The following is a 23,043-nucleotide window of genomic DNA, read 5'->3' as shown; positions in this document are numbered from 1 at the left end:
TGCCCGCCGAGACTCATGAAGTCTGCGGGCACCACCGTGTGCGGAGGTCTGCTCTCCCTGAGGCTCACTCAGTGCGTGATTTCGTGAAAACTGGTTGCGTAGGGGTAGCCATAGCCCTGTTCCATCTCGCGGACCACTTCTTCGGCCCGGTAGAGGCTGTTGGTGAAATGGCAGTGGTGTTCTTGATCGCAGGCTTTGTATCCGCCGCTTTCAAGTTTGTGAATGGAGGAGCCTCGCGGTGTCAGCGCGATCAGTTCGGGTTGGGAGGCCATCGGGGTGGTTCGAAGATGCCTTGGTCATGGCTCACCCGGCGCAGTTCATGGCGTATCAAATCTCACGCTTCTCGATTTGGTCTTGTTGCGTTGCTGGGTTGCGGTTTTTTGGTTTGCCTGGTGGATGCCTGTCTTCAGCGGTCCTGGCGGCAGTTATCGCACAGTCCAAAAAATTCCAGGGTGTGAAAGAGCAGGTGAAAGTTGCTCGTCTCCGGCGCATTCACGTGAATGCCATGGATGGGGCACTGCTCGAGTGTTTGCGTTGATCCGCAGTTCACACAGGTGAGATGGTGCTCATCGCGATCCACGGGTGCATACAGCGCTTCACCGTTCGGCAGATGGCGACACCTCACCTTTCCGCATTGCTGAAGCTTGCGCAGGTTTCGGTACACGGTTGCCAGGCCCATCGCGCCGGGGCGGCCTTCCAGCTGCCGATGCAGTTGTTGCCCGCTCATTTCACTATCACTCCGCCGCAGTTCGTCCAGAAGCAGCTGCTGACGCTGGGTGGCAGTGGATCCTGGTTGCTCCATGGTCCTCTTAGGCCGCGTTGCTGCGGGTTTCGATCAGCGTTTCGCTGACTTGCCACAGGCGTTCGCGATCCTTGGCAATGCGTGCACTGGGTGCGATCGGTTGTTGCTTGGGGGCGCCGCGCATGCCGCCAAATTGTCCTGGGCCGTAGTGCTCGCCTCCCTTGGCCGTGGGGCTGGTGGCGGCATGCAACTGAGGAAGGGCACCCTGTGCAGCGCTCTGGAACAACGGATCCATCAGGCGATAGGCCATGGCTTCCTGCCAGGCTCCTGATGCCGCCACCGACATCGGTTGCAGATTCGTTCTGGCCAGTCCTGGATGGGCGGCTAGGGAGCGAACGCAGCTTCCGCGTTGTTCAAGCCGTTCGTTCAGCTCGATCGCGAACATCACGTTGGCGAGTTTGCTCTGGCAGTACGCCTTCCAGCGGTCGTAGCGGCGCTCTCCGTTGAGGTCATCCCAACCAATTGCGCCGAAATACTGAGCGCCGGACGTGACCGTGACCACCCTCGCCAGCTCTCGGCCTTCCATCAGAGGCAGCAGGGCGTTGGTGAGTGCGAAGTGTCCGAGGTGATTGACGGCCCACTGCATCTCATGGCCCTGTTGGCTCAGCAAGCGCGGTGGTGCCATCACTCCCGCGTTGTTGATCAGCAAATCCAGTCGTCCATAACGGGATTGCACCTCATCGATGCAGGCCTCCACGCTGGCCAGGTCAGCAAGATCCAGGTGGAGCAGGTCAACGCCAGAGGAGCCCAGTTCCAGCAGTTGCGAGCGGGCTGCTTCCCCTTTGCGGCGGCTGCGGCAAGCCATCAACACCGTGGCACCAGCTTTGAGCAGGGCCCGGGTTGTCTCCAGGCCCAGTCCGCTGTTGGCACCTGTCACAAGGGCAATGCGCCCCCGTTGATCAGGCATGTCGTCGATGGTCCAGCCCATGCGGCGATGGCAGCTCGAGTGCAGTTTCGCTGCTGGGCTCAGTCTTCGGGGAAGAGCAAGGCAGCTAGTTCATCGGCATCCACGTCGTAGACGCGTGCGAGCGAAGTTTCGATGGCGCTTGTGACCTCCCCTGGGAGGAAGCGCATCGCATTCAGAGCGTCTTCAGCGATTTCATCGGTGAGAAGGATGTCCTCGCCTTCGAGCTTCTCGTCGTTGATGATCGCCATCACCCAGCTCTGATAGGCGTACACCAGATCGGAGAACTCGAGTTCGGGATCGTTGAGATCCAGGGTCATGGTCAGGCGGACAGGCGCTGCACCAGTCTGACCCCCGGGGGTGAAGATGTCCTCAAGTAAGGATCAGCATGAGCCATCCGGATCCCGATCAGCTGCAGGGCACGTTGGTTGATTTCGCCTTGATGGAGCTCATCCGTCAGCATCGGGACAGTTTCCAGCCGCTTTGGACGGTTGATAGCTGGGCGAAATTGCTGATCTGGCTTGCGCTCAATTGCGGCTTGTCTGGGGAACGCGACAGCCTTGAGCAGTTCGCCAGGGCACTGGGTGATCCTCTGACGTCCCGGTTGCGACGCGTGTTCTTTGAGCGGGAACTCGGGGATCTCGAGCTGCAGGTGCTGGCGGATCCCGCCGATCAGCAGGTGTTGGTGCTGTCCCAGGCGCCTGAGGATGCCTCCGTGCTTCATCCAGACCAAGTGGCCAAGGCGCTGGAGCGCGTGGGGTTGACTGGACGGGTGCTGGAGCGCGCCCGCTGGCAGCAGTTGGAGGGGGTGATGACGATTCCCTGGAGTTCGACCGAGTCCTGAGACCGAGGCCTGAAATGGATGGTTCCAATTTGATCGGGCGTTACAGCAACGCCGGCTTTGCTTCCGTGGCCGATGGCGTGATGGCATTTTTTGATCGTCGTCAGGATCTGCAGCGTCCTGGCATTGCCTTTGGCTCCGCCAATGATCAGGAGCCCGCCAAAGTCAGCACGGACATCAGCCTCGTTGCGATCGACCGCAGTGATCCGGAAGCCTGCGCTCTCGCCGAGCTGATCCTCCGTGGCGTGACGGCTGGACTTGAGCGCTACCTGCAGGAGCGCCCGTTGTTCCGAGACGTGTGTCCCGACCGGGAACTCTTCGTGCTGCCGATCTTCAATCTCCAGCGTTATGCCCCTGGAGAAGGCTTTCGCCAATGGCACTGCGATTGGACCATCAGCGACGAAGCAACGGAGCCTGTGCACCGCGTTCTGGCTTGGATTCTTTATTGCGATTCCGTGGAAGAGGCCGGCACCGAGTTTCACTGGCAGCAGCATCATGAAGAGGCGGAACGGGGCAAATTGGTGATTTTTCCCGCAGGCCCCAGCCACATTCATCGTGGCCGTGTGAATCATCAACACAGCAAAACCATCGCCACGGGCTGGATCAATGCCGGCACCCGTGCGGGCTACCTCCAGCGGCTTTCACAGTCCTGAATTACAGCTCGCGTGCGTCGCTCGGGTGCTGATCGTTCAGCTGCGGGTCGCCGGTTTGGCCAGGGGGCCATTCGCGGATGTAGTCCACACGCTGAGGGAATGGAATTTCAATCTTTTCGCGTTGGAAGGCGTTCCAGATCGCCCGATTGAGATCGCTTTTGATCCCTGCATTGCTCATGGGGTCTTCCATCCAGAAGCTCAGGGAGTATTCAATGGAGGACTCCCCGTAGTTCACTAAACGTGCTTTGGGTTCTGGATAGTCGAGCAGCTTTGTAATACCCAGAGCCGACTGTTCCAAGATGGCGATCACTTTTTCAGGGTCGTGGTGGTAGGCCGCGCCCACTCGGATTTGGCTGCGCCGCATGCGGTCGGTTGCGGTGTAACTGGTGGCCTTATCGGTGAAGAACTGCTGATTGGGAATCAGCAGTTCGGCATTGTCTTTCCCTCGCCAAAGCAAGGTGGCGCGCAAGCCGAGCTTGCGGACTTCGCAGAGGTCTCCATCGACCACAAGAATTTCACCCGGGCGAACGGACCCTTCGAACAACAGCCAGATGCCACTGATGAAGTTCGAGAACACTTCTTTAACGCCAAAGCCAAGACCCACTGACAAACCCCCAGCAATCGTCAGCAGGGCTGTGCTGTTCAAGCCGATTTGAAAACTCACGGCTAAGACGCCGATGCCCACCAGCACGTAGCGGATGATGAGTTCGACCGCTTTGCGGCTGTTTTCCGTGCAGCCCAGCAGTTGTTTCAGCAACCAGGCCAGAGCTGCAGCAGGTGGCTTGTTGGCCACCAACAGCAAGTAAGTCACCAGCAACGAACCAATCAATGTGTTCAAGGTGATGGCAACCCCGAAAAGGTTGCCCAGCTGGATCACGCCGAGATCGGCTGGGTTATCGAATTGACTGATCAAATTGAGGCCGGCGACAACGAGATAAAGCGGCCTAAGCAGACGGCTTTCCAGTGCACGTACTTGCTCAGCGGGGATCAATCGCTGCAGCAATTTTCTGAGCAGGCTGAGCGAATTCCAGCCCAGCCAGCACAACCCGGCATAGCTGATCAATCCGGCTTTACCTCCAAAGGCACCGATCAGCCCTGCGATAAGCAGCACAGTGATCGGACCGAACAACAGGCGCAGGGATCGATTGGCTTTTACCTGCAATCGCTGATGGGCGCTCAGTCGCCAGGCCGCACTGATTCCGGCGATGAGCAGGACCTGGCTGACCACAGCGCTTCGCTGTAAGTATCCGAACCAACCGACGATTTCCCAGAGCAGCTCATTCATGGTCTGCTTTGCAGGCTCTGGACCAGCGCATCTGCGCTGGATTGTGGATTAGAGGCGCCGAAGATCAAGGGGATCAGGGTTGGCGTCACAGCGCTAGATCGGTCGGCTTGGTGGACGAGCCCTGCCAGATCCGCTTCGTGTTGTGTTGCGGCGTTTTTGGCTGACACCAGCGTCGTCAGGGTGGTGGAGCTTGGGTCGGAAATATCGACGTTGGGATTGACGGGAAGAAAGGCCAGGGAGCGCAGAGAGAGATTGCGCTGAACCATGGCGTTGGTGATGTAGTGGGTCAGGTTGATGGCAGCGGCACGTTGCTGGGCGCTTGAGTTGGAGCCCAACGCGAGCACTCTGACGTCGTTCACGGGGCTTGCTGCACCATCTGGACCGTCGGGCAGTGCAGCCACGCCGAGCTTGTCGCCCAGGGCCTCGCGCAGTCGCGGCAGGCTGTTGGCATTGCAGCTCACCCAGTCCAGCTGCTCGTCTTTGAGCAAGTTCTCCAGCTGGCCCTGGTCCTCAAAGAAGGTGATGTTGTTGTGGGCACTGGCGTTTTCCAGCCAGAGGAGCCAGTCCTGGATTGATTCGGTGTTTTGCGTGGACAGGGTCTCGCCGGCTCCGGCCCGCGCCAGGCTTGTAAGGGCACCATGGCTGCTGGCGGACCACAGCAATTCGGCGAAGGTCACCGGCAGCCCGACGCGTGCTCCGGACGTTGCCGTTTGCTGCAAGGCGCTCAATGTGGCCGGTGCTCGCTCAATCACGGTTGTGTTGAAGCAGGCGATCTGGGGGAAGATCGCGATGGGCTGCCCCACGACGTCTCCATTGCTGAGCAGCACCCGTTCCCAGAGTGAGGTTTCGGTGTCGAGGCGTTTGGCCTCTGGCAATGGAACCGCCTCCGTCAGCTGGGCTGCAAACAATTCATTGGCTTGCAGTGTGTCCGTGATGATCAGATCCGGTCCCAGGTCTGAGGCGTCGCGTCGCTTGAGCTCTTTGAGCAGGTTGCTGTGCTCGTAGAGCTCAAACTGCACTTGAACGTGCGGATGAATCTTGCGGTAGTCATCAGCAATCAGCTCGATCCTTTTGCGGAAGTCGGCCTGCGTACTGGTGTCGATGCTGGCGTCCTTGTCGATCGCCATGGCCAGATACAGCAACACCGGCATCTCGTTGCCGATGCGCCCGCAGCTTGCGAGTAGCCAAGACGTGATCAGCAGACTGACGGCGAGCTTTCGGATCAAGCGTCAGAGAGCGTGTTGATCAACATTGTCGGTTGTTTTGTTGGTCTTGGTTGAACGTTGCGGAAGATCCCTGACCTTGATGGAGAGGGTGCGTGCGGTCGGATGCCGACTTGCAGGGGCTCGGTGAGTGCGTCGCTGCGTTGGTTCGGAGCACTCGCAGCGTCACAGGCCTTGTTCTGGGGTGGCAATGCTGATGCCTTCGTGTTGGAACGCTTTCCCGCAGAAGATCAGTGCCTATGCCAGAGATCACCAGTCGAGGCTTGAAGGAGCATCGACTGTGGGCTGGCGGGTGATGCGCACGGTGTTGTGCGCTCTTCCGTCCCTTTGCGAGCATGGGCGGCTGTGTGCGCATGCCTCCCGTGCCCGAACTGGCCAAGACCTACGACCCGGTTGGTACGGAAGCTCGCTGGCAGCAGGCCTGGGAGGACCAGGGAGCGTTCCATCCCGACTCGAAGGCCCCCGGTGAACCGTTCTCTGTGGTGATCCCGCCGCCGAACGTGACCGGCAGCCTGCACATGGGCCATGCGTTCAACACGGCTTTGATCGACACGATCGTGCGCTATCAGCGCCTGGCAGGAAAGAACGTGCTCTGCCTGCCGGGCACCGATCACGCCTCGATCGCCGTGCAGACGATCCTCGAGAAGCAGCTGAAGGAGGAGGGCAAATCCCGCCACGATCTCGGCCGCGATGCCTTTCTGGAGCGCGCCTGGCAGTGGAAGGCTGAAAGCGGAGGCCGCATCGTGGGCCAGCTGCGCCGCCTTGGTTATTCCGTGGATTGGCAGCGCCAGCGCTTCACCCTCGATGAGGGCTTGAGTGAGGCGGTGAAGGAGGCCTTCGTGCGCCTGCATGAGCAGGGGCTGATTTACCGCGGTGAGTACCTGGTGAACTGGTGCCCCGCCTCTGGTTCGGCGGTGAGTGATTTGGAGGTGGAGATGAAGGAGGTGGATGGCCACCTCTGGCATTTCCGCTATCCGCTCAGCAGCGGCGACGGCCACCTGGAGGTGGCCACCACCCGCCCCGAAACGATGCTGGGCGACACGGCGGTGGCTGTGAATCCCACCGACGAGCGCTACGCCCACCTGGTGGGCCAGACCCTCACGCTGCCGTTTGTGGGGCGGGAGATTCCGATCGTGGCCGACGACCACGTGGAGAAGGAGTTCGGCACCGGCTGCGTCAAGGTGACGCCGGCCCACGACCCCAACGATTTCGCCATCGGTCAGCGCCACGGTCTGCCCCAGATCACGGTGATGCGCAAGAACGGCACCATGAACAAGGAGGCCGGTCAGTTCGAGGGACTGGATCGCTTCGAAGCACGCAAGGCCGTGGTGGCTGGCTTGGAGGAACTGGGGCTGCTGGTGAAGGTGGAGGACTACCGCCACAGCGTTCCCTATTCCGACCGCGGCAAGGTGCCGGTGGAGCCGCTGCTTTCCACCCAGTGGTTTGTCAAAACCGAGCCCTTGGCCGCCCGCTGCCGTGAAGCGCTGGAGAAGCAGGATCCTCGCTTCATCCCGGAGCGCTGGGAGAAGGTCTACCGCGACTGGCTCACCGACATTCGCGACTGGTGCATCAGTCGTCAGCTCTGGTGGGGCCATCGCATCCCCGCTTGGTTCGTGATCAGCGAAACCGACGGCAAATACACCGACACCACGCCCTACGTGGTGGCCCGCAACGAAGCCGAAGCCCTGGAGAAAGCCAAGGCGGAGTACGGCGCGGCGGCGGAGATCGAGCAGGACGAAGACGTGCTCGACACCTGGTTCTCCAGCGGCCTCTGGCCCTTCTCCACCCTGGGTTGGCCCGATGCGGGCAGCGCTGACCTGCAGCGCTGGTACCCCACCAGCACTTTGGTGACGGGCTTCGACATCATCTTTTTCTGGGTGGCCCGGATGACGATGATGGCCGGCGCCTTCACCGGCGAGATGCCCTTCCAGGACGTCTACATCCACGGCCTGGTGCGGGACGAGCAGAACCGCAAGATGAGCAAGAGCGCCGGCAATGGCATCGATCCGCTGCTGCTGATCGACCGTTACGGCACCGATGCCCTTCGTTTCGCCCTGGTGCGGGAAGTGGCGGGTGCGGGTCAGGACATCCGCCTGGACTACGACCGCAAGAAGGACACCTCCGCCACGGTGGAGGCCTCGCGCAACTTCGCCAACAAGCTCTGGAACGCCACCCGCTTCGCCCTGATGAACCTGGGTGGCGAAACGCCGGCTCAACTTGGGGAGCCCGCCCCTGCGGCCCTGCAGCTGGCTGACCGCTGGATCCTCTCCCGTTTGGCCCGGGTGAACCGCGAGACGGCCCAGCGCTACAGCAGCTATGGCCTCGGTGAAGCGGCCAAGGGCCTCTATGAGTTCGCCTGGAATGACGTCTGCGACTGGTATCTGGAGCTGAGCAAGCGCCGGCTCAACCCCGGTGAGAACCCCTCAGCCGAGGCCCTGGCTGATCAGCGGGTGGCCAAGCAGGTGCTGGCCAAGGTGATCAGTCAGATGCACCTGATGCTGCACCCGCTGATGCCCCACCTCACCGAGGAGCTTTGGCACAGCGTCACCGGCGAGCCGGAGACCACCTTCTTGGCGTTGCAGCCCTGGCCGGCCTTGGATGAAAGCGCTCTGGATGATGCCTTGGAAGCCGCCTTCGCGGAGTTGATTGGTGCCATCCGCCTCGTGCGCAACCTGCGGGCGGTGGCGGGCCTCAAGCCCTCTCAATCGGTGCCGGTGCGTTTCGTTACGGGCCGCGGCGAGTTGGCGGCTGTGCTCACCAAGGGCACGGCCGACATCACAGCCTTGACGCGAGCGGAGTCGGTGGCGGTGATGGCGCCGGCGGAAGCTGATGCGGCTCCGGTGGCCAAGGCCCTGGCGGGAGTGAGCGGTGAGCTGCAGGTGCTGCTGCCGATCGAAGGCCTGGTGGATCTCGATGCGCTCAAGGGCCGCCTCGAGAAAGACATCGCCAAGGCCGAGAAGGAGATCAAGGGCCTGGCGGGCCGGCTTGGGAATCCCAACTTCGCCGATAAGGCACCGCCGGAGGTGGTGGCGGAATGCAAGGCCAACCTGGCGGAGAAGCAGGCCCAGGCGGATCTGGCCCGCAAGCGCCTGGCGGACCTGAGCTGAGTTGGTGATTCAGGTCGAGGGGCTGAGCAAGATCTACCGGGTTGCCGAGAAGCAGCCCGGACTGGCCGGCACCCTGCGCCATTTCGTTCGCCGCCGCACGCGGGATGTGACGGCGGTGCAGGACGTCTCCTTTCGGATCGAGCCCGGCGAGATGGTGGGTTTTCTCGGCGCCAATGGCGCCGGCAAGACCACCACCTTGAAGATGCTCTGCGGGTTGATTCACCCCAGTGCTGGGGATGTGCAGGTGGCGGGGCACCGGCCGCAGCGCCGTCAGGCGGAGTTTCTGCGCCGGATCACTCTGGTGATGGGTCAGAAGCAGCAGCTGCTCTGGGATCTGCCGCCGATGGATTCACTGCGGGTGAATGCGGCCGTCTACGGCATTCCCGATGGTGTGGCTCGGCGGCGGATCAACGAGCTGGCGGATTTGCTGGAGCTGGGGGAGGAGCTCACCCGGCCGGTGCGCAAGCTTTCCCTCGGTCAGCGAATGAAGGCCGAACTGTTGGCGGCGCTTTTGCACGAGCCGGAGGTGTTGTTTCTCGATGAACCGACGCTGGGGTTGGATGTGAATGCCCAGGCCCGGGTTCGCCAGTTTTTGGCCGAGTACAACCGGCGCACGGGGGCAACGGTGCTGCTCACCAGCCATTACATGGCTGACATCACAGCGCTGTGCCCCCGGGTGCTGCTGATTCACCAGGGGCGGTTGTTCCACGACGGCCCCCTTGAAGTGCTTGCCGATCAGCTGGCTCCGGAGCGGGAGGTGCGGCTGGAGTTGGAGTCGCCCGTGGAGCCGGAAGCTTTGGCTGGTTTGGGACGGTTGGAGTTGATGGAGGGGTGTGATGTGCGGCTGCTGGTACCTCGCGATCAGCTCACTGTCGTGGTGGCCCAGCTGCTGGAACGTTTTGCGGTGCGCGATTTGGATGTGACTGATCCGCCGATTGAGGAACTGATCGGTGGGTTGTTCCGCCAGGGCCGGGTCTGATGCGGATCTTCGGGCTTAACCGGCGGATCATCCGGGTGTTGCTGGGGTCCCAGTACGCCCACATGCTCGAGTACCGCGCCGAGATCGCCCTCTGGGCTCTCTCCGGAGTGCTGCCTTTCATCATGCTCAGCGTCTGGAGCGGCAGCGACGCGCGCTCAGGGCTGGGGCTGGATGGTGTGGCCCTGGATCGTTATTTCCTCAGCGCCTTTCTGGTGCGCCAGTTCTCGGTGGTGTGGGTGGTGTATGCCTTTGAGGAAGACGCTCTTCTCGGTCGGCTATCGCCCTATCTGCTGCAACCGCTGCATCCGCTTTGGCGTTATGTGGCAGCCCACCTGGGCGAGCAGCTCACACGTTTGCCCTTCGCGGCTCTGATCGCGGCCGTGTTTTTTGCAGTGCAGCCCCAGGCCTTCTGGCTGCCGTCGTTCGGGGGGTTCCTGCTGGCCTGGTTGGCCACCTGGATGGCCTTTGCCATCGCCTTCCTGTTCCAGAGCCTGATTGCAGCCCTCTGTTTCTGGAGTGAGAAGGCCAGCGCCCTGGAACGTCTCCAGTTCATCCCCTTCCTGTTCCTTTCCGGGTTGTTGGCGCCACTCACGGCTTTTCCGCCGGCGGTTCGGGCCGTGGCCGAGTGGACGCCGTTCCCGTATCTGATCGATTTCCCGGCGCGCGTGCTGGCGGGCCAACCCGTGGATCTGTTGGCGGGTTTCGGGGCCCAGTTGGCCTGGATCGCCTTGTTGTTGCCGCTGGTGCTGCTGCTCTGGCGGGCTGGCGTGCGGCGTTACAGCGCCATGGGGGCCTGATGGGACGGTACTGGCGAACCCTGCGTCGCTTCTGGGGCACCGCTGTGGCAGTGCAGCTGGAATATCAAGCCAATGTGTTGATTGAGCTGCTAGCGGTGGCGATGAGCCTCAGCGGCAGCCTGTTGCTGCTCTCGCTGTTCTATGGCCCCGATCAGACGTTAGGGGGCTGGAGCTGGGCCCAGGCTCTGATGGTGCAGGGGCTCTACACGGTGTTCGACGGCATGGCCACCACCTGGCTCCGACCCAACCTCGGGGCGATCGTCACCCATGTGCGGGAGGGCACCTTGGATTTCGTGCTGCTCAAACCGATCGACAGCCAGTTCTGGTTGTCGTTGCGCACGTTGTCGCCAGCAGGGCTGCCGGAAATCGGTCTTGGATTGGGGCTTTTGGCCTGGGGCAGCCATCAGGCCGGTGTGGTGGTCAGCTTGCCTGCCCTGTTTGCCGTGTTGGTCATGTTGCTGGCCGGTGGCCTGATCCTCTATTCGCTCTGGTTTCTGATTGCCGCCACCAGCATCTGGTTCGTCAAAACCTGGAATGCCACTGAGGTGTTGCGGGCACTACTGGCCTCCGGTCGTTATCCGCTCAGTGCCTATCCGCCGACCCTGCGCCTGTTGTTCACGTTCGTGCTGCCGGTGGCCTTTCTCACGACTGTTCCCGCCCAGGTGTTGCTGGGTGAGGCGGCGGTGCCGATGTTGTTGGCGGGCTTGGCTTTGGCGCTGCTGTTCTTTGCGATCGCACGTGCCTTCTGGTTGTTTGCCCTGCGCTTCTATACCTCCGCGTCCAGTTGAAGGAATGGATGACAACGGCGTCAGCCAGGACTCCGGTCGAAAGGCTTGATGCTGAGTGTTGCACTGACTCGCGGAGAATGCAGGTGACCATTGCACCAGGTCGGGCACCGTTGAATCGGTTTCTGTTTATGCGGCCTGGCTGATTTGATCGACGGTGCTTTTGAGGGCTGTGACTTTGGCGTCTGGTGCGGGGTAAAGGGTGGTGCAGTTGAAGGCAAAGTCAGCGCCACTGCGCTTCACGATCGCGGCAATCTGCAGGAAGATCTTTTGCTGGATCTCCAGCCACTCTTTCCAGACCGTTGTGTCGGTGAAGCAGTAAACCATCATGTTGATGGAGGATGAATCCCAGGCATTGAAATTGACCAGGATGATCTGGTTGTGGTCGATATCAGGATGCTCTTCCAACATGGTTTTCACGTCTTCAGTGATTCCCTGGATGCGGTCCAGGTCTTCGTAGCGCAGGCTGATGTTGGCCTTGATCCTGCGGTTGTACATCTGACCGGGATTGGTGATCGGCGTTGTGGCAAATACTGAATTGGGAATGTGCAGCGGTCGCCGCTCAAAGGTGCGAATTCGTGTGTAATACCAGCCAATTTTTTCCACCGTTCCTTCCAGGTTGTTGGCACTGATCCAGTCGCCTTCTTTGAAGGGGCGATTGAAAAACAGCATGAAGCCGGAGAGGAAGTTCTGGCTGATCTGCTGTGTGGCGAACGTGAAGCCAATTCCCGCGCCGCCCAGCACGGTGGCAATCGCTGCTGATGGAATTCCGAAGTTCACCATCAATGCAGCTGTCGCGATCAGCAGTACCAGAATTGTGTAGAGCCTGCTCAACACATTGATCAGCATGGCTTCGTCCTGCTGGTCTTCAATCTGAATCCAGTGGCGCATGGATGCGGAGAGCAGCAGCGTCTGCCCCACGTTCATCACGGCCCAGGTGATGCTGGCGATCAGCATCGTCATCGACAGTCGATCCACGCCCGATTGCGCCACCAGAGTCAGTTGGCGATTGGTTTGGTGCGTGATCCAGCTCACATACAAGGTGAGTCCAAGACCGATGAGCACCGGTCGGCGAATGGCCTTGGCCAGGCTGCTGCCCAGATTGCGTCCATGCCGGCTCAGCAACTGCAGCAGCATCCAAGCGGCGATCAGGACCAGCGTCCCTGCAATGAGCCCGCCATTGCTCTGCAGAAATTCAATGTTGGGCTTTGCGGCTGCTTGGAGATCAGGGATGAGACTGATGCGACGCGACCGAAAACTTAGCTGACGTCCTCTTGGCTCTCGGTTTCTGGAAGGATTTCGGCTTGGAGTTGGGGGCGGAGGCTGGTCTGCTTGCTGGGTGGCCATTCCATCGGATACACCTGACGCTGCGGGAAGGGAATGGTGATGTTCTCTTTGTCAAAACGTTTCCAGATGGCGCGTCGCAGATCACTGCCCACAGCAAAGGCATCCAGGGGATCGGCAACCCAGAACAGCATTTTGTAGTTGATGGAGGAGTCGGCAAATTCGGTGACAAAGGCCGATGCCGGTGGATACTCCTTCACTTTTGAATGTTCTTTTGCGACCTCCAGCAGAATCTTGATCACGCGATCGGGGTCATGGTCATAAGCAGTGCCAACTTCCACGCTGTCGCGACGGGAGGTTTCCGTAGCTGTGTAAGAGGCCGCCTCTTGGGTGAAAAAGTTCTGGTTGGGAATCAGCAACTCGGCGCCGTCCCGCCCTCGCCGCAGTTGGGTGGCACGCAAACCAAGTTTGCGCACGGTGCAGGGATCCCCGTTGATCATCAGGATTTCTCCTGGTCGGACGGATCCTTCAAACAGCAGCCAGATGCTGCTGATGAAGTTGGAGATGATTTCTTTGGTGCCGAAGCCGATGCCCACTGAGAGTCCACCGGCAATGGCAATAAAGGCGTTGCCCGTGATCCCGATGTAATAGGCAACGCCGATTACGCCAATGCCGATCACGCTGTAACGGAATAGCAGCTCGAGGCCGCGCTGGTTCCGTTGCTTGACGCCAAACACCACACCGCTGAGCCAGGCCATCAGAGCCGCTGGTCTTGAGGCAACGGTCACGATCAGATAAATCGCCACGATGGCGGTGTAAATCTTGCCGAGGGTGATATCAACACCAAACAGTGTGGCGATGCCGATTCTCGCCAGGTTTTCCCGGCTTCCGAGCAGGCTTAGCAGTGAAAGCGTGGCACTAAACACATAGATCGGCTTGAACAGCGTGGTCTCCACTTCTCCGATCGGAAAGCGGGGATTGACCCGCTCCACGAGCAGCTTGAGAGGTGTGAACAGGTTCCATCCCAGCCACAGAAGTCCGAAATAACGCAACAGGCCAAATGGGGCCTGCGCCAGGGCGAAACCACCCGCTGTGATCAAGATGAGCGCCGGCCCAATCAGGACGCGCAAGGCTTCAGGGACCAGTTGCTGAAAGCGATGGCGATAGCGACTCATCCCGAGCTGCATGCTTCGGGTTCTTGCGATCACCATCACTGCCAAGACCACCAGCAGTTGGGTGAGGACGGTCCAGCGCTGCAGGAAGGCCAGCCAGCTCAGGATCTCCACCACAATGTCTCCAGGGGAGACGGTTCCAAAGAGTGGGGGGAGGACGAAATTCATCAGGCTCGCTTCAGAAGGTTGTGAATCTTTCCGGCTGCCTGTGCGGGTGATTCCGTTCCGAAGATCACGTCATTGATGATGTCTTGCAGGCCTGCATTCAGTTGTGGATTGGTATCCAGGTTGGCCATGATTTCATCGCCAATCAAAATGCCCTGCTTGGATTTCATCAGATAAAGATCGTCGGTTCCTGGGATCTGACTGTTCACGATTGCCGCTGCCACGGGGTTGACCGGATAGCTGGTTCGGTAGCGCAGTGACCAGGTTTTCTGAGCCCAGGGTTGAACGATGAATTGCATCAGTTCTTCGCTGCTGGCGCGTTGGCGCTGGCTGGAGTTGCGACCCAACCCCCACACCTGCAGTTTGCTCACGGGAGTGGCTTGACCGGCTGGCCCAGCGGGCAACACACTCACCCCGAGTTGGTCTTTCATGGCTTCTCTGAGTTGCGGTAGCTGTGTGCTCCAGCAGCTGATCCAGTCGATTCGTCCTTGGATCAGTTGGCGTCTCAGGGTGGGCTGATCGCGCAGAAAGACCACGTTCTGCTGAAAGCTCGTGTTCTGCAGCCAGCCGAGCCAGCGAACCAACTGATGCGTTTCGGTGGCGGTTGGTGTTTCTCCGCGCAAGGACTTCACGAGGGCTGGGCCTGCGTTGAAGCTGCCCATGCTCCAGTAGAGATCTTCGAAGTTCTGCGCGATCCCGAACACGGACTCACCACCGCTGGCTTTGGCGAGTTCTTGCAGGGAAGCCGGTGCTGTTGTCAGTTTGCTCTTGTCGTAGCAGGCCAGTTGCAGCGACTGGGACACGGGCAGACCTGTGACCTGGCCTTGGTCGTTGGTCAGTCGTTTGAGTAGTGCCGGAGCGACGGCCTCCCGTTGCTCTTTGGTGAGGGGAACGGGGTCGAGCACACGGGCTTCGAACAGCGCGTGAATCGTGCTTGCATCGCTGATCACCAGATCGGGGCCGAGTCCGCTGTTGGTCTGACGCCGCAATTCGGACTCGATTGATTTTTGGGTGTAGAGCGAAGGCTGAAGCTGAAGCCCCGGCACCACTTCGCGCACGCTGACCTGGAATTGGCGCAGCAGTTTGCGATCACGTTCGCTGTCGGCCGTCGTGACGGCTTCGCTGCTTGGCAATGTTCGTGCCACCCGCAGCAGCGTTGTGGGTTGCTTGCTGCTTGTGTTGCTGCAGGCGGTCAGAGTGATGCCGACCGCGAGCAGTCCGATCCGCTGCACAACCATGAAGGGCTTCGGATGACGGCTTCGACAACGCATGGGTCAGGCGTGTGGATGCTCAGGGACTGAGCAAAGCGTTGTCGTTGTCTAGAGCACTGGCCGCGAAGTGCAACCAACTCGCTGCAGACCTGCACTCTCAGGATCGCGATGGCTGTTCATTCAGCGGTCAACCAGCCGCAGTAGAAACGATCGGATTGCAGGAACGGAACCGTGTTTGATTGGCTGGGATCCAGTGAGCTGATCACCTGGTTGGCATCGCCTCTGGGGGCTGTGCTGTTCGTCCCGCTGTATGCGATCTGGGTCACCCTGTTGCTGCCGGGAATCTGGGCTTCCATGTTGGCTGGAGCCTTGTATGGCACCTGGTGGGGAAGCCTGATTGTGTTCATTGGTGCTTGTCTGGGCGCTGAAGCAGCCTTTCTGCTCGGCCGTTATGGGGTGAGGGATTGGTCCCGGCGCCGACTCGCTGGATTCCCCAAAGTGCTGGCCATCGAGCGGGCGGTCAGCCGTGAAGGTTTCAAGCTGGTGCTGCTCACACGCCTGTCGCCGGCGTTTCCTTTCTCATTGCTCAACCTTGCCTATGGGCTGAGTGAGGTGAGCCTGCGCGACTACAACCTGGGTTTGATCGGCATCATCCCGGGGACGATCCTGTTCTGTGCCCTCGGTGCCTTGGCCGGGGATGTGGCCCGTTTCGGCGAGGTGCTGAGTGGCGAGACGAGCCCTGCCGGATGGGGACTGCGAGTGGTGGGGGTTTTGGCCACTGTGGCAGTGGTGTGGCTTGTCGGCCGAGCCGCCCGGCGGGCCCTGGAGTCTGGATCGGATCAGTTGGAGTGCTGATCGGGATTCGGTAAGGGGGCGTCGCGGAGAGCCGCGATCAACACGAACCAGAGCAGTCGCATTCTGGCGATCGCGCCGGGCCGTGCTGAGAGCTCCTGATACTTGGCGCGGCCACACTCGGTTTTGATCCAGCGGTGAATGTTTGGCTCAGTCATGGGGAGATGCCAGCGCCGGCGCCAGGGTCGAAGTTGAGGATCTGGGTGGGAATCACGCTGATATTGATCTCAACCTCCTTGAGACCGTAGTCCTGAATAGCACTGCTGCGAAATTCTTCTTGAACCTCTTGAAGTCCAATCTTGCCGACCAGTTTGGTGGGCACGTTCAACACCATGTCAATGGTGGCGGTGTTATTGACGACCCGCACATTGCTGTAAAGCATGCGAATCCGACGCAAGGCGTTCACATTGGCACCCGCGTACTTGCTCTCCTGGATGAGGCCGGCTTTGAACGTCGTGAATCGGCTGTTGATCTGCTGGCGCACGCTGAAATCATGCAGCGCCGAGGACAGTGGGATGCAGAGCAATCCCAGCAGTCCTAACCACACCAGGAGTTGGCGCCAAGCCCTGCGGATGTCGCCATAGCGCTGCACCATGAACACCACCAGGCTGGTCACTGTGATGCCGATCAGGTTGGCCAGGAAGAGCAAGAAGGATCCTTCCGCCACTTGATTGGTGAGTCCAGCGACTGTGCCGCGTCCGAACACGGCGACCAGCTCGGGGCCAAGGCTGAGGCCAATACCACTGACGCAGAGCGGAGGCACCAACGCCACCGCGATCGCCACACCAGCGATCGAGTTCGACAGCTTGTCGCGGGTGATGGTGAAGGAGCCGGCGACAGCGGCCGCCACCGCAATCACGAGATCGATCAGGTTGGGTGCTGTGCGAGCGGTCATCTCGCGGTTGATTTCGTTGACGCCGAGCACCATCGCCAACAGCCATGACGTGAACACCACCGTGGCGACGCCGATGACCACAGTGATCGACGATCGCTTCACCAGGCGGTTGTCGGCAATCGAGAGTCCAAAGGCAAGGCTGAGGATCGGGTCCATCAGCGGGGCCACGATCATGGCGCCGATCACCACAGCGGTGCTGTTGGAGATCAAGCCGAGGGTGGCGATCACCGCAGAGCAGATCAGCAACACAAAAAAGCCAAGGGAAGGCTTCGAGGAGGCGATCCGTACGGTGTAGAGCTCCTTCAGGGGCACCCGATTTTCCAGGTTCAGCCGCCACTCGCCGGAGATGTTGTCGAGGGCACGCCTGAGCAGGGTGCTCATGTGGTGAATCCAATTATCAGGATTGTGACGCGTTCACAAGATCCTGCAGACCTGCTTCATCCAGGATCGTCAGGCCCAAGCTTTCAGCCTTGGCAAGCTTGCTGCCGGCCTCTTCACCGGCAACGACGTAGCTGGTTTTTTTGCTCACGGATCCACTCACTTTGCCGCCGGCGGCTTCAATCAGCTGCTTGGCTTGAGAACGGGTGAGGTTCGGCAGGGTTCCCGTGAGTACGAAGGTGCTGCCGCTCAATGGTCGATCGCTTGTGTTGGCCTCCACGAGGCTTTGTTCGTCAGCACTGAGGGCAAGGCTGAAGCCGCAGTTGCGTAGACCGTCCAACAAGTCGAGGTTGGAGGGATTGGCAAACCATTGCTGAAGGCTCTGGGTAATTTCAGCGCCGATGCCAAACACCGCGGTGATCGATTCCGGCGCGTCGCAGGCAGCGGTGCGCAGGGCGATGGCATCCGGGAAGCTGGTCGCCAGCGCCTTGGCATTCACTTCACCGATGTGATGAATGCCAAGGCCATAAAGCTGACGGGCCCAGCCCTGATCACGGGAGGCTTCCAGGGCGCTGATCAGATTCTCTGCGCTCTTCTGGCCCATGCGTTCGAGACTGCTGAGCAGCGCCGTGTCGAGTCGGTAGAGGTCGGCAATCGATCGCACCAAGCCGCGATCGACCAATTGTTCGATCAACTTGCCTCCGAGTCCGTCCACATCCAGGGCGCCTTTGCTCACCCAGTGGCGCAGGGCACCGCGGAGGATCGCGGGGCAGCTGCTGTTGATGCAGCGCGTGGCGGCTTCGCCGTGTTCGCGCACCAGCTCTGAACCGCAGCTCGGGCATTGGTGGGGAAGTTCCAGGGGCTGCGCGTTTGCAGGTCTGAGTTCACGCAGCACCCGCAGCACTTCTGGAATGATTTCGCCCGCCTTGCGCACCACGATGGTGTCGCCGCTGTGCAGATCCAGTTCCGCCAGGCGGTCGGCGTTGTGCAGGGTGGCGCGACTGACGCTGGTGCCGGCCAGCGCAACCGGTTCAAATTCGGCGACGGGTGTGACCACGCCAGTGCGGCCCACCTGACAGGTGAGTCGCAGCAGTTTGCTGGGTGCTTCCTCGGCTGGGTATTTGAGGGCGATGGCCCACCGTGGCGCTTTCTGGGTGAAGCCGGCTGCGTCCTGCAGGCGCAGGTCGTTCAGCTTCACCACCACGCCATCGGTGGCGTAATTGAGGTCATGGCGGCGGCTGTCCCAGTCGGCAAAGAAGGTTTCCACCGCTTGGAGATTCGGCAGCAGCGCTGCATTGGGATTGACGCGGAAGCCAGCGTCGCGAAGCCAGTTGAGACACTCCCACTGACTCGTCGGTCGTGCCCCCTGCCAGTCATCGGGGAGGTGCAGGGTGTAGGCGAAGAAATCGAGACGTCGCGCGGCGACCACTTTGGGGTCGAGTTGGCGCAGCGTTCCTGCACAGGCGTTGCGGGGATTGGCGAACAACGCTTCCTCCCTGGCGGCTCGCTCCTCGTTGATGGCTGCAAAGGTGCTGTCAGGGATCAAGGCCTCGCCGCGCACCTCCACCCAAGCCGGCGGCTCGTCCAGGTGCAACTTGAGCGGAATTGAAGCGATCGTGCGCACGTTGGAGGTGATGTCCTCCCCCTGCTCGCCATCGCCGCGCGTGGTGCCTCTCACCAGCACACCGTTTTCGTAGCTCAGGGCCAGGGCGTTGCCGTCGATCTTCAGTTCACCGACCATGGCCAGGGCCGGTGGCGCTGTGCCCGCTGCCGGCTCGCGATCGAGCACTTTGAGCAGCCGCCCGTACCAGCTGCGCAGCTCGTCGGTGCTGAAGGCGTTGTCGAGGCTGAACAGGGGAATCCGGTGGGCAATGCTGCTGAATCCCTCTGCCGGTGTCGCACCCACGCGCTGGGTCGGACTCTCGGCGACCACCAGCTCAGGGTGAGTGGTCTCCAGCTCCAGCAGCTCGCGGTAGAGGCGGTCGTACACCGCGTCTTCCATCTGAGGCGCATCCAGCACGTAATAGGCGTGGGCTGCGCTGGTCAGCAAACGCCTGAGCTCGCCGGCGCGTCGGTGGTCGTCGTGCGAAGCAGTTTGCGGAGCTGATGCGGTCACTGGTCAGCGGATTCAGCTCTGGACAGTGGCGATCCGCTCGATCTTCCAGTTGTCTTCGACCTTGGTGAAGGTGAAGTCGAGGGGCATCTCCTCTTTGTTTTCCGCAATCAGTTTCACGGTGAGGATCATGCTGCCTTCTTGGAGGCGAGGACGTCCGGATTTGAGGTTGCTGAAGCGGTTGAGCTTCAGACCGGCCAGATAGCGGATGAACTGCTGGCGATTGACATGCTGGCGGTAGTTCTTGGTGGTGAGTAGGTAGGCAGCGTCAACGCGGCCTGCCGCCACCTGCGTGAAGAACTGCTTGATCAGCGGATTGATGCCGCGGGCGCTGAGCACCAGCTTCACGGCCGTGACCGTCCAATACAAGAGCAGGGCGCCGCCACCGGCCAGCAGTGCCTTGCTTCCGATCTCACGTACCAGACCCAGATCCATCAGCCGCTTCCAAGTGAGTGGTGAGTCTGACTGACGGACTGCGGGATGGAGGCAGACTGGGCCGACGTTGTTGTGCAAGGCCTGCGCCAGCCATGCCGCTTGAGCCCCTGCTGCCTTTGTTCCATCGCTTGAACCGGGAGCATTTCGAGGGGACGCTCACCCGCGGACATCAGCCGTTGCTGGCGGTGCGCTGGAGTGATGGACGCCTGCGGCGGACAGCGGGTTTCTATCGCCGTGGACCCGCCATCGCCCCCCCCTTCGGTCGGGAGATCGTCCTGTCCAAGCCATTGCTGGATCCCTTGCCCCGGGAAGCCACCGAAAGCACGCTGTGCCACGAAATGATCCATGCCTGGGTGGATCTGGTGCTCAAGCGTGATGAGGGGCATGGTCCTCATTTCAGGGAGCGGATGGCCGCGATCAATGCATCGCAGTCGCGTTTTGAGGTGAGCGTGCGCCACCGCTTTCCTGTGCCGCAGACCCCTCCGCGCTGGGTGGCTGTCTGTCCCTCCTGCGGTCGGCGGACGCCCTACCGCCGCCGGATGCAACAGGCGGCCTGCCGCGCCTGTTGCAATCAGCACCATGGGGGTCGCTGGCACGCCAGTTGTCTGCTTCGCTACGAACCGGCGCCGGAGCAGAACTGAGGCCGATGGAGGTTTTTTTCTGGGCGTTGGAGTTGGGCGGGGTTTCGATTGTTCTGATCGGGCTGCAACGGGAGCGTTGGCTGCAGCACAGGCGTCGGTAACGTCAGATCATGGATTCACGTCGACCACGCCCCCAGCGCAGTCCTGATCCCTTCGATCGACGCTTGGATCGTTGGCTGGACACGGGCCGCCAGCTCGTTGATGGCGTGTCCGGTGCTCGCCCGGGACGACGGGGTGTTGATCGTTTGGATGGGGCATCCCGCCTGGATGCGATGGGTCGCTGGGTGGGTGACCGCATCGATTGGCTGTTGGATGAAGAAGACGATTGGCGGGAACCGCCTGAACCTTCGTCGCGTTGGGACAGCCCACGCTCGCCATCGCGCTCCTCTGAATCTTCAAGGTCTGTTTCAGCCAGATCGTCGTCTGCCAGTCGGATGGAGCGACCAGTGTCTGCTGGGCGGAAGCGTCCCCTCGAGGCCATGTCGCGTCGGCAGCCCGTGCTTCCACCACCGCCAGCGGTGGAGCCGTCACCACCGGCACCAAGCGTTCAGCCCGATCCGGTTGTGTCGGAGGCGGATGACGCCTGGCCCGACGATGACAACTTTCGCGTGGATCGCTGGAAGCGATCGAGCGGCCCATCCAGTCCATCACCGGCTGATCCATCACCGGTTGACCCTGCACCGATGGCCCCGCCACGCACCAGCGCCAGGCGACCGTTGCCCCGCTCCAGTCGCCGCCGCGACTGAGCGGCTGTTAGCTCTTAAGGCCGTCTGCTCAACAGTCTCAACGGCTCAAACTCCAGAGCGTTCCTAGCCTGGAATTCGCTGGATCCAAAGCATGAGCAACCTCGTGGTGGTGGGATTTCCCAAGGTCGAAGAGGCCGAGGAGGTGCGGCTTGAGCTGGTCACCATTCAGCAGGAGCACCTGATCACCCTGGAAGATGCGGTGGTGCTTGAGCACGGCGAGGATGGCCACGTGCACCTGCGCCAGGCGATCAACATGACCGCGGCGGGAGCGATGGGGGGCAGCTTCTGGGGTTTGCTGATCGGATTGCTCTTTGCCAATCCACTGCTGGGTGTTGCTGTGGGTGCCGGAGCCGGTGCCGCCTCCGGTTCTCTCAGTGATATCGGCATCAATGACAAGTTTCTGGAGGAGCTGGCGGAGACGTTGCCCCAGGGCACGGCTGCCCTGGCATTGCTTGTGCGTGATTCCACCCCTGATCGGGTGATCGAGCGCCTGCGTCGCCATGCGCCCCACGCCCGGCTGATCCACACCAACCTCAGCCATACGGATGAAGAGACGCTCAAAGAGCAGCTCGAGCGTGCGCGCAAGCAGGCCGAAGCCCTGCGCCTTGGTTGATGGCACGCAGTGCTTGAGGGCGCTCGCCTGAGGACGCTCAGTGCCTGCCGCTGAGCGGACGGTGCACCTGGTAGCGGCAACCGCGATTGGAGAGTTGACGGTTGACGTCCTCGACCAGCTCCGGCGGCAGCTCCTCGGCCATCTGATCAGCGGTGGTGGTAATGGACGGAGAGCCATGGTCCATCGCTTCCAGTAAGTCCACCCATTGCCCCACGTGTTCGGAGCGGGGCAGTGGTTGATAGCCGCGTCGCTCCAGCGCCACTGCGCAGACGTCGGCATTCCAAAGGAAGCTGCGCCCGTGGCTGTGGGGTGTGCGCTGCTCGACCGCACCGGCTGAGAGGGCTGCGGGTGTCGGTTGGCCATGCCGGTCTCGCCATCCTTCCTGCTCGAGAGTGCGTCCGCATTGGATCGAAGAGATGCCGAAACGGCGGCCCAAATCGTGGAGGGTCACCCAAGTGGAGTTCGCCATAGAACCGTTGCCGATGCGGTCATGATTGCTGCAGCACATCACCCCGCAAGCTGTCAAGTGCGAATCCGCATCAAACGCTGGCTTTCTTCATGACGCTGCATGAAGCGGTCGTCTTGGCGCTTCCCCCAGCCAGCGCTCCAGCGCCGGGCTGAACACTTCGCGAATCACGGTGAGTTCACGGCCTTGGCGGAAAAAGCGGTAATGGCGACTCCAGAACGGTCCGCGTTCCCCGAAGCCTTTCTCCAGCCAGGATTCGTTCACGAGCGCTAGACCATCCACCTCCCGGAACAATTCCGAGCGGCCCTGGGTGAGGCTCAGCCAGATGGGCTGTTCCTTGTTGCGCAGATTCTGTTCGGCTTCGGCTTGATTCCACCAGCTTTCGGCCCAGGCCAGGGTGGTGCCGCCGCAGTCCAGCCAGACCTGACGGCGCAACAGCGGTGGGTCCAGTTCCTGCACCTCCGCAGGGCGTGCGCCGCCGATTGCGGCATCACTGGTGTTGTCTGCAGCCATAGCCACAAGGCGCACCTGCACGCTGTGGCCGGTGAGCAGACGCAGGTGGCGGGTCGGGCTGCCATCCCCGAGCAGCATCAAGCGCCAGGGCCCGGGCAGCCATCCGGGCTCTTCTCCGGCCAGCACCGAAGCGGTGGGTGCTTCCCAGAGGATGGTTGGCGATGGCGACAGCGTGTTCGAATT

Annotated in this window: 26 protein-coding genes; 11 read left to right on the top strand and 15 right to left on the bottom strand. The window is 61.2% G+C overall.

Annotated elements, in window-relative coordinates; translation table 11 throughout:
- Positions 1–68 precede the first annotated feature (68 nt).
- From SynNOUM97013_RS12995 to SynNOUM97013_RS12980, 4 genes are all read right to left on the bottom strand, one after another.
- Positions 69–272, bottom strand: a complete 204-nt coding sequence (locus SynNOUM97013_RS12995) for a hypothetical protein (protein ID WP_186480155.1) — start codon at positions 270–272, stop codon at positions 69–71.
- A gap of 134 nt (positions 273–406) precedes the next feature.
- On the bottom strand, positions 407–802 hold the full coding sequence (locus SynNOUM97013_RS12990) for a Fur family transcriptional regulator (protein WP_186480154.1): 396 nt from the start codon (positions 800–802) through the stop codon (positions 407–409).
- 7 nt (positions 803–809) lie between these two features.
- Positions 810–1,730: an oxidoreductase gene (locus SynNOUM97013_RS12985; RefSeq protein WP_186480153.1), complete on the bottom strand. Its 921-nt coding sequence runs from the start codon at positions 1,728–1,730 to the stop codon at positions 810–812.
- Between the two features lie 38 nt (positions 1,731–1,768).
- Complete coding sequence (locus SynNOUM97013_RS12980) at positions 1,769–2,026, bottom strand: hypothetical protein (protein WP_186471219.1); 258 nt, start codon at positions 2,024–2,026, stop codon at positions 1,769–1,771.
- A gap of 68 nt (positions 2,027–2,094) precedes the next feature.
- Here SynNOUM97013_RS12980 and SynNOUM97013_RS12975 point away from each other — a divergent pair, with 68 nt between their 5' ends.
- On the top strand, positions 2,095–2,550 hold the full coding sequence (locus SynNOUM97013_RS12975; RefSeq protein WP_186480152.1) for a protein phosphatase: 456 nt from the start codon (positions 2,095–2,097) through the stop codon (positions 2,548–2,550).
- Positions 2,551–2,564: 14 nt separating this feature from the next.
- Positions 2,565–3,200: a 2OG-Fe(II) oxygenase gene (locus SynNOUM97013_RS12970; RefSeq protein WP_186480151.1), complete on the top strand. Its 636-nt coding sequence runs from the start codon at positions 2,565–2,567 to the stop codon at positions 3,198–3,200.
- A gap of 1 nt (position 3,201) precedes the next feature.
- Here the strand turns inward: SynNOUM97013_RS12970 and SynNOUM97013_RS12965 are convergent, their stop codons facing one another.
- The gene (locus SynNOUM97013_RS12965) at positions 3,202–4,485 is read right to left on the bottom strand and encodes a mechanosensitive ion channel family protein (protein ID WP_186480150.1); all 1,284 of its coding nucleotides are present in this window, start codon (positions 4,483–4,485) and stop codon (positions 3,202–3,204) included.
- Positions 4,482–5,711 carry an ABC transporter substrate-binding protein gene (locus tag SynNOUM97013_RS12960; RefSeq protein WP_186480149.1) on the bottom strand — a complete coding sequence of 410 codons (1,230 nt, stop codon included), beginning with the start codon at positions 5,709–5,711 and terminating at the stop codon, positions 4,482–4,484. The genes SynNOUM97013_RS12965 and SynNOUM97013_RS12960 overlap by 4 nt, the downstream gene beginning before the upstream one ends.
- A gap of 102 nt (positions 5,712–5,813) precedes the next feature.
- Between SynNOUM97013_RS12960 and SynNOUM97013_RS12955 the strand changes: the two genes are divergently transcribed.
- From SynNOUM97013_RS12955 to SynNOUM97013_RS12935, 5 genes are all read left to right on the top strand, one after another.
- Entirely contained in the window at positions 5,814–5,975 is a 162-nt protein-coding gene (locus tag SynNOUM97013_RS12955; protein ID WP_186480148.1) for a hypothetical protein, read from the top strand.
- 95 nt (positions 5,976–6,070) lie between these two features.
- On the top strand, positions 6,071–8,815 hold the full coding sequence (locus tag SynNOUM97013_RS12950; RefSeq protein ID WP_186481644.1) for a valine--tRNA ligase: 2,745 nt from the start codon (positions 6,071–6,073) through the stop codon (positions 8,813–8,815).
- 4 nt (positions 8,816–8,819) lie between these two features.
- Positions 8,820–9,794, top strand: a complete 975-nt coding sequence (locus SynNOUM97013_RS12945; RefSeq protein WP_186481643.1) for an ATP-binding cassette domain-containing protein — start codon at positions 8,820–8,822, stop codon at positions 9,792–9,794.
- Positions 9,794–10,591 (top strand): ABC-2 family transporter protein, encoded by a 798-nt coding sequence (locus tag SynNOUM97013_RS12940; RefSeq protein WP_186480147.1) that lies wholly within the window; start codon positions 9,794–9,796, stop codon positions 10,589–10,591. The genes SynNOUM97013_RS12945 and SynNOUM97013_RS12940 overlap by 1 nt, the downstream gene beginning before the upstream one ends.
- Entirely contained in the window at positions 10,591–11,379 is a 789-nt protein-coding gene (locus SynNOUM97013_RS12935; RefSeq protein ID WP_186480146.1) for an ABC transporter permease, read from the top strand. Before SynNOUM97013_RS12940 ends, SynNOUM97013_RS12935 begins: the two co-directional genes overlap by 1 nt.
- A gap of 126 nt (positions 11,380–11,505) precedes the next feature.
- On the opposite strand, the gene SynNOUM97013_RS12930 is transcribed toward SynNOUM97013_RS12935, so the two are convergent.
- The 3 genes from SynNOUM97013_RS12930 to SynNOUM97013_RS12920 form a co-directional block, all read right to left on the bottom strand.
- Positions 11,506–12,513, bottom strand: a complete 1,008-nt coding sequence (locus SynNOUM97013_RS12930) for a mechanosensitive ion channel family protein (RefSeq protein WP_186480145.1) — start codon at positions 12,511–12,513, stop codon at positions 11,506–11,508.
- A gap of 122 nt (positions 12,514–12,635) precedes the next feature.
- Complete coding sequence (locus tag SynNOUM97013_RS12925; RefSeq protein ID WP_186480144.1) at positions 12,636–14,000, bottom strand: mechanosensitive ion channel family protein; 1,365 nt, start codon at positions 13,998–14,000, stop codon at positions 12,636–12,638.
- Entirely contained in the window at positions 14,000–15,235 is a 1,236-nt protein-coding gene (locus SynNOUM97013_RS12920; RefSeq protein ID WP_186480143.1) for an extracellular solute-binding protein, read from the bottom strand. Before SynNOUM97013_RS12920 ends, SynNOUM97013_RS12925 begins: the two co-directional genes overlap by 1 nt.
- 204 nt (positions 15,236–15,439) lie before the next feature.
- Here SynNOUM97013_RS12920 and SynNOUM97013_RS12915 point away from each other — a divergent pair, with 204 nt between their 5' ends.
- Positions 15,440–16,063 carry a TVP38/TMEM64 family protein gene (locus SynNOUM97013_RS12915; protein ID WP_186480142.1) on the top strand — a complete coding sequence of 208 codons (624 nt, stop codon included), beginning with the start codon at positions 15,440–15,442 and terminating at the stop codon, positions 16,061–16,063.
- Here SynNOUM97013_RS12915 and SynNOUM97013_RS12910 read toward each other — a convergent pair.
- From SynNOUM97013_RS12910 to SynNOUM97013_RS12895, 4 genes are read right to left on the bottom strand one after another with little or no spacing between them, the layout of a single operon-like run.
- Positions 16,048–16,218, bottom strand: a complete 171-nt coding sequence (locus SynNOUM97013_RS12910; RefSeq protein ID WP_186480141.1) for a hypothetical protein — start codon at positions 16,216–16,218, stop codon at positions 16,048–16,050. The genes SynNOUM97013_RS12915 and SynNOUM97013_RS12910 overlap by 16 nt on opposite strands.
- Positions 16,215–17,336 carry a TIGR00341 family protein gene (locus SynNOUM97013_RS12905; RefSeq protein ID WP_186480140.1) on the bottom strand — a complete coding sequence of 374 codons (1,122 nt, stop codon included), beginning with the start codon at positions 17,334–17,336 and terminating at the stop codon, positions 16,215–16,217. Before SynNOUM97013_RS12905 ends, SynNOUM97013_RS12910 begins: the two co-directional genes overlap by 4 nt.
- Positions 17,337–17,352: 16 nt before the next feature.
- Positions 17,353–19,449 (bottom strand): NAD-dependent DNA ligase LigA, encoded by a 2,097-nt coding sequence (ligA, locus tag SynNOUM97013_RS12900; RefSeq protein ID WP_186480139.1) that lies wholly within the window; start codon positions 19,447–19,449, stop codon positions 17,353–17,355.
- A 12-nt stretch (positions 19,450–19,461) separates the two neighbouring features.
- Entirely contained in the window at positions 19,462–19,881 is a 420-nt protein-coding gene (locus SynNOUM97013_RS12895; RefSeq protein WP_186480138.1) for a hypothetical protein, read from the bottom strand.
- Positions 19,882–19,973: 92 nt separating this feature from the next.
- On the opposite strand from SynNOUM97013_RS12895, the gene SynNOUM97013_RS12890 reads away from it, so the two are divergent.
- The 3 genes from SynNOUM97013_RS12890 (at position 19,974) to SynNOUM97013_RS12880 (ending at position 21,881) form a co-directional block, all read left to right on the top strand.
- Positions 19,974–20,522 (top strand): SprT family zinc-dependent metalloprotease, encoded by a 549-nt coding sequence (locus SynNOUM97013_RS12890; protein WP_186480137.1) that lies wholly within the window; start codon positions 19,974–19,976, stop codon positions 20,520–20,522.
- A gap of 110 nt (positions 20,523–20,632) precedes the next feature.
- Positions 20,633–21,268 (top strand): RNA helicase, encoded by a 636-nt coding sequence (locus SynNOUM97013_RS12885; RefSeq protein WP_186480136.1) that lies wholly within the window; start codon positions 20,633–20,635, stop codon positions 21,266–21,268.
- A gap of 91 nt (positions 21,269–21,359) precedes the next feature.
- Positions 21,360–21,881 carry a DUF1269 domain-containing protein gene (locus SynNOUM97013_RS12880; RefSeq protein ID WP_186480135.1) on the top strand — a complete coding sequence of 174 codons (522 nt, stop codon included), beginning with the start codon at positions 21,360–21,362 and terminating at the stop codon, positions 21,879–21,881.
- A gap of 37 nt (positions 21,882–21,918) precedes the next feature.
- On the opposite strand, the gene SynNOUM97013_RS12875 is transcribed toward SynNOUM97013_RS12880, so the two are convergent.
- Together SynNOUM97013_RS12875 and SynNOUM97013_RS12870 are read right to left on the bottom strand one after the other, a co-directional pair.
- On the bottom strand, positions 21,919–22,350 hold the full coding sequence (locus SynNOUM97013_RS12875) for a hypothetical protein (protein WP_186480134.1): 432 nt from the start codon (positions 22,348–22,350) through the stop codon (positions 21,919–21,921).
- A gap of 87 nt (positions 22,351–22,437) precedes the next feature.
- Positions 22,438–23,013, bottom strand: a complete 576-nt coding sequence (locus tag SynNOUM97013_RS12870) for a chorismate lyase (RefSeq protein WP_255443109.1) — start codon at positions 23,011–23,013, stop codon at positions 22,438–22,440.
- Positions 23,014–23,043 lie beyond the last annotated feature (30 nt).

It is taken from the genome of Synechococcus sp. NOUM97013, assembly GCF_014279815.1.
Classification (GTDB): domain Bacteria; phylum Cyanobacteriota; class Cyanobacteriia; order PCC-6307; family Cyanobiaceae; genus Synechococcus_C.
This window is presented reverse-complemented; position numbering and strand designations above follow the sequence as displayed.

Bases quoted from the DNA above. Each gene is read 5' to 3' on its own strand.
- SynNOUM97013_RS12995 (WP_186480155.1), bottom strand. From the start codon at position 272: ATGGCCTCCCAACCCGAACTGATCGCGCTGACACCGCGAGGCTCCTCC.
- SynNOUM97013_RS12990 (WP_186480154.1), bottom strand. From the start codon at position 802: ATGGAGCAACCAGGATCCACTGCCACCCAGCGTCAGCAGCTGCTTCTG.
- SynNOUM97013_RS12985 (WP_186480153.1), bottom strand. From the start codon at position 1,730: ATGGGCTGGACCATCGACGACATGCCTGATCAACGGGGGCGCATTGCC.
- SynNOUM97013_RS12980 (WP_186471219.1), bottom strand. From the start codon at position 2,026: ATGACCCTGGATCTCAACGATCCCGAACTCGAGTTCTCCGATCTGGTG.
- SynNOUM97013_RS12975 (WP_186480152.1), top strand. From the start codon at position 2,095: ATGAGCCATCCGGATCCCGATCAGCTGCAGGGCACGTTGGTTGATTTC.
- SynNOUM97013_RS12970 (WP_186480151.1), top strand. From the start codon at position 2,565: ATGGATGGTTCCAATTTGATCGGGCGTTACAGCAACGCCGGCTTTGCT.
- SynNOUM97013_RS12965 (WP_186480150.1), bottom strand. From the start codon at position 4,485: ATGAATGAGCTGCTCTGGGAAATCGTCGGTTGGTTCGGATACTTACAG.
- SynNOUM97013_RS12955 (WP_186480148.1), top strand. From the start codon at position 5,814: ATGCCGACTTGCAGGGGCTCGGTGAGTGCGTCGCTGCGTTGGTTCGGA.
- SynNOUM97013_RS12940 (WP_186480147.1), top strand. From the start codon at position 9,794: ATGCGGATCTTCGGGCTTAACCGGCGGATCATCCGGGTGTTGCTGGGG.
- SynNOUM97013_RS12935 (WP_186480146.1), top strand. From the start codon at position 10,591: ATGGGACGGTACTGGCGAACCCTGCGTCGCTTCTGGGGCACCGCTGTG.
- SynNOUM97013_RS12930 (WP_186480145.1), bottom strand. From the start codon at position 12,513: ATGCTGCTGCAGTTGCTGAGCCGGCATGGACGCAATCTGGGCAGCAGC.
- SynNOUM97013_RS12925 (WP_186480144.1), bottom strand. From the start codon at position 14,000: ATGAATTTCGTCCTCCCCCCACTCTTTGGAACCGTCTCCCCTGGAGAC.
- SynNOUM97013_RS12920 (WP_186480143.1), bottom strand. From the start codon at position 15,235: ATGGTTGTGCAGCGGATCGGACTGCTCGCGGTCGGCATCACTCTGACC.
- SynNOUM97013_RS12910 (WP_186480141.1), bottom strand. From the start codon at position 16,218: ATGACTGAGCCAAACATTCACCGCTGGATCAAAACCGAGTGTGGCCGC.
- SynNOUM97013_RS12905 (WP_186480140.1), bottom strand. From the start codon at position 17,336: ATGAGCACCCTGCTCAGGCGTGCCCTCGACAACATCTCCGGCGAGTGG.
- SynNOUM97013_RS12895 (WP_186480138.1), bottom strand. From the start codon at position 19,881: ATGGATCTGGGTCTGGTACGTGAGATCGGAAGCAAGGCACTGCTGGCC.
- SynNOUM97013_RS12890 (WP_186480137.1), top strand. From the start codon at position 19,974: ATGCCGCTTGAGCCCCTGCTGCCTTTGTTCCATCGCTTGAACCGGGAG.
- SynNOUM97013_RS12885 (WP_186480136.1), top strand. From the start codon at position 20,633: ATGGATTCACGTCGACCACGCCCCCAGCGCAGTCCTGATCCCTTCGAT.
- SynNOUM97013_RS12880 (WP_186480135.1), top strand. From the start codon at position 21,360: ATGAGCAACCTCGTGGTGGTGGGATTTCCCAAGGTCGAAGAGGCCGAG.
- SynNOUM97013_RS12875 (WP_186480134.1), bottom strand. From the start codon at position 22,350: ATGGCGAACTCCACTTGGGTGACCCTCCACGATTTGGGCCGCCGTTTC.